The sequence below is a fragment of the Mesorhizobium sp. M7A.F.Ca.US.006.01.1.1 genome (assembly GCF_003997935.1).
In the GTDB taxonomy this organism is placed as follows: Bacteria; Pseudomonadota; Alphaproteobacteria; order Rhizobiales; family Rhizobiaceae; genus Mesorhizobium.
Genome location: NZ_RZQL01000409.1, coordinates 1 through 3,682, shown reverse-complemented (window position 1 = coordinate 3,682; position 3,682 = coordinate 1). Strand labels below are relative to the sequence as shown.

The window sequence follows — 3,682 nt, the reverse complement described above, 5'->3', positions numbered from 1 at the left end:
CTACTGCCTAATCCCTTAAATGCCTTCACCGGCAAGTTCCTCCGAAATCGTGCCGACCTGGTCTTGGGCGCTGCGCATCATCGGATAGATGGCCAGCACTTTTTGCCAGGCCTCGAGCGCCGATTGCTTGTGGCCGGTCAGCGCCATGATCTGCGCCAGGCCGGACAGCGCACCGAAATGGCGCGGCTCGAGCTGCAGCGTATGGTCGATGTCGGACATCGACTTGCCGTAGTTCTTCATCATGAAATGGACGGTGGCACGCCGGTTCCAGCCTTCGGCATAGGTCGGCTGCAAGGTCACCACCTGGTCGAGGAAATCGAGTGCGACGTCGAACTTCTGGCCCTCGACGGCTTTTTGCGACCATTGCATCATCAGGTCGATCGAGGCGCTGCCGGATTGCGACCACTCGCTCCAGATGTTGCCGGCGATGCGCTCGGCCGCCTTTTCGTTGCGCTCGCGTTTCAGGTCGCTGAACAGCTGGTCGAGGCGGCCTTGTTTCGTCGTTGCGGCGGGCGGCGCGTCCTGGGTGGCCGGCGGCGCGACAGCATCATCCGCCCATGCCGGGCCATAAATGACGCCGGAAACAAGCAGAGATGTCAAAAATGCAAAAAGAATCCGCATCGCCGGACTCTAGTCCCGGGCGGCGGAACATCAAAGTGATTTTAGCGTGAGAAGCCGGCAGGCCGGCGACAAGCATCAACTGGCGGAGGCAACGCCTCCAGCCAAAAGCTCAGCCCTGACGTGCCTTGTAGCGCGGGGCGGTCTTGTTGATGATGTAGACGCGGCCCTTGCGGCGAACCAGCTGGTTGTCGCGGTGACGCGCCTTCAGCGCCTTGAGCGAATTCTTGATCTTCATGGTCTTGCCTGTCGGTGCGGACCCGGTCCGGGTCGAAATTTTAAGGCGCGCCAGAAGACGCGCCTTTGAACTGTGGGAGGCTCATAAACGAGGAGCCTTGTCCCTGTCAACCGCAAGCGTGCTCCATAGCGGCTGTGAATCATCCCTGTCATCAATTATCCGCCATGTCGGCCTTGCGGCATTGTGCGGCCCTGGGCCGGCTGGGATGATGCGGCCGCCGTGAAGTGATTTGGAGAGAACCATGCGCCGAATGTTCCTGTCCGCCTGCCTTGTCCTGCTGGCGGCAGCTTCGGTTGCTCACGCGCAGGAATGCGACCGCAGCGACGACAGCCAGCAGATGATGAACATCTGTGCCGGCGAAGACTATCAGGCGGCCGACGCCAAGCTCAACAAGGCCTATCAGAACCTCACCAACTCGGATGATGCCGGCGGCAAGAGACTGCTGCAGGTGGCGCAACGCGCCTGGATCACTTTTCGCGATGCCGAGTGCGCGCATTCCACCGCCGCCAGCGAAGGCGGATCGATCCATTCGATGGAAGTTTCGCAATGCCTGACCAGATTGACCAATGATCGCGTCAAGCAGCTCGCTGCCGCGGCCAATTGCGAGGAAGGCGATGTGAGTTGCGCCAATCCAGGCGAGGACGAGAGCGACGATTTGCAGTAGGCAGCCTTATGAGGCGCGACGGCTGATCCGAGTGAAATGACCCATCTTGCGGCCGGGCCGCGCTTCGGCCTTGCCGTAGAGATGCAGCATCAGATCGGGCTCGGCGAGAAGCTCCGGGACACGCAGCACATCGTCGCCGATCAGGTTTTCCATCACGCAGTCGGAATGGCGGTCCGGGCTGCCGAGCGGCAGGCCTGCGATGGCGCGGATATGCTGCTCGAACTGCGAAACGATACAGGCGGCTTCCGTCCAATGGCCGGAATTGTGCACGCGCGGCGCGATCTCGTTGGCCAGCAGCGAGCCGTTGGCAAGCACGAAGAACTCGACGCCGATGACGCCGACATAGTTCAGCGCCGACAGGATCTTCGATGCGGCCGTTCGGGCCGCTTGCGCCGTCTCCGGCATAATGGCGGCCGGCAAGGTCGATGTGTGGAGAATGCCGTTGCGGTGGATATTCTCGGCTGGATCATAGGCGACGACCGCACCGTCCAGCCCACGCGCCGCGATCACCGATATCTCGCGCTCGAACGGCACGAAGGACTCCAGGATCAGCGGCACATTGCCCATCGCCTCACATGTGCCGGCAAAACCGCCGGCTTCCATGTTGCGAAAGACGCGCTGGCCCTTGCCGTCATAGCCCATGCGGCGCGTCTTCAGGATGCCGCTGCCGTCGAATGCTTTCAGCGCCGCCGTCAGCTCGTCATCATTGTCGACGGCGTGGAAATCGGCGGTGGCAATGCCGATGCCGTTGAGGAATGTTTTTTCGTCCACCCGGTCCTGCGCCACTTCCAGCGCACGCGCCGGCGGATAGACCGGAACCTTGGTGGCCAGCGCGCTGGCCGCCGCGACCGGGACGTTCTCGAACTCGTAAGTGATGACGGAACTCGACGCTGCCAGTTCGGCAAGGGCGGCCGGGTCGTCATAGGCGGCTGTTATCTGCCGGTTGGCGACCTGTGCGGCCGGGCAATCCGCTTGCGGCTCCAGCACCACGGTGCGGTAGCCGAGGCGGGCGGCAGCAACAGCCAGCATGCGGCCGAGCTGGCCGCCGCCAATGATGCCGATGGTCGATCCGGCGGGCAGGCTCACGGCGTATCCGTCGGTTCGGCAGCTACCTTGGCGGTCTGCGCGGCGCGCCAAGCGTCCAGACGGACGGCAAGGCTGTCATCGTTCAGGGCCAGCACGGCGGCGGCCAGAAGGGCTGCGTTGGCGGCGCCAGCCTTACCTATGGCCAGCGTTCCAACGGGAATGCCCGCCGGCATCTGGACAATGGACAGCAGCGAATCCTGCCCGGAAAGCGCTTTCGATTCCACTGGCACGCCGAACACCGGCAGCGGCGTCATCGCCGCCGTCATGCCGGGCAAATGCGCCGCACCGCCGGCGCCGGCGATGATCACCTGGTAACCCGCTGCCTTGGCGCCCTTGGCAAAATCATAGAGCCGGTCTGGCGTGCGGTGCGCGGAGATGATCAGCCGCTTGTGCGGGATGCCGAGTGCTTCCAGCGTTTCGGCGGCATGGCGCATCGTCGCCCAGTCGGACTGGCTGCCCATGATGATGGCGACGTCGGCGCGTTGATCGTCCAAGTCCGTGTTCCCCGGCGACAAAGGCGCGCCTTAGCGGAATTCGCGCGAAGCCGCAAGGATAGGCGGCCGCTGCTGCGGTCCGGCAAGACGGAAACCAGCCGGTCAGATGTCGCGATCGGCCTCTGGCGTCGAGACCAGCAAGGCCGAAGCCGTGTTGGCGGCGGTGATGGCTGCCCGCATGGTCTCTCCTCGGGCAAGCCCCGCGGCCAGCGCGCCAACGAACTCATCGCCGGCGCCATGCGTGCTGGCGACCTTGACCGGGATGGCAGGCAGAGCAAAGGCCTTGCCGGTCCGATCGCAACAGGCGACACCTTCGCCACCCGCCGTGACGATCGCTACCGGATAGAGATCGGCCATTAGCCGTGCGGCCTGCGCCGCACCGTCGAGTGTCTCGACCACCGCCACGCCGGCCAGGAACTCCGCCTCGATGGCGTTGACCACCAATATGTCGACCAGGGCGATCAACTCCTCGGAGAGTTTGCGCGCGGGGGCCGCGTTGAGCACGACGCGACCGCCCCGTGCTTTGATTGCGCGTGCGGCGGCAATGTTGGCGGCTTCCGGCACTTCGTTCTGCAGCAGGAG

Annotated in this window: 6 protein-coding genes; 1 reads left to right on the top strand and 5 read right to left on the bottom strand. The window is 64.0% G+C overall.

Translation table 11 applies throughout. The annotated features are described in order from the left end of the window. Positions 1 to 15: 15 nt before the first annotated feature. Positions 16 to 621 carry a hypothetical protein gene (locus EN943_RS35970; RefSeq protein ID WP_127416490.1) on the bottom strand — a complete coding sequence of 202 codons (606 nt, stop codon included), beginning with the start codon at positions 619 to 621 and terminating at the stop codon, positions 16 to 18. A 109-nt stretch (positions 622 to 730) separates the two neighbouring features. Next, positions 731 to 856 carry a type B 50S ribosomal protein L36 gene (gene ykgO / locus EN943_RS35965; protein ID WP_006327841.1) on the bottom strand — a complete coding sequence of 42 codons (126 nt, stop codon included), beginning with the start codon at positions 854 to 856 and terminating at the stop codon, positions 731 to 733. 241 nt (positions 857 to 1,097) lie between these two features. Here ykgO and EN943_RS35960 point away from each other — a divergent pair, with 241 nt between their 5' ends. Further along, positions 1,098 to 1,520 (top strand): lysozyme inhibitor LprI family protein, encoded by a 423-nt coding sequence (locus tag EN943_RS35960; RefSeq protein WP_127416489.1) that lies wholly within the window; start codon positions 1,098 to 1,100, stop codon positions 1,518 to 1,520. A 6-nt stretch (positions 1,521 to 1,526) separates the two neighbouring features. Here EN943_RS35960 and EN943_RS35955 read toward each other — a convergent pair whose 3' ends face one another. From EN943_RS35955 to EN943_RS35945, 3 genes are all read right to left on the bottom strand, one after another. Beyond that, the gene (locus EN943_RS35955) at positions 1,527 to 2,606 is read right to left on the bottom strand and encodes a 5-(carboxyamino)imidazole ribonucleotide synthase (RefSeq protein WP_127416488.1); all 1,080 of its coding nucleotides are present in this window, start codon (positions 2,604 to 2,606) and stop codon (positions 1,527 to 1,529) included. Then, entirely contained in the window at positions 2,603 to 3,100 is a 498-nt protein-coding gene (purE, locus tag EN943_RS35950; RefSeq protein ID WP_063169171.1) for a 5-(carboxyamino)imidazole ribonucleotide mutase, read from the bottom strand. Before purE ends, EN943_RS35955 begins: the two co-directional genes overlap by 4 nt. Before the next feature lie 102 nt (positions 3,101 to 3,202). Continuing rightward, the coding region (locus EN943_RS35945; protein ID WP_206522882.1) for a PfkB family carbohydrate kinase at positions 3,203 to 3,682 on the bottom strand (480 nt) is incomplete at its 5' end.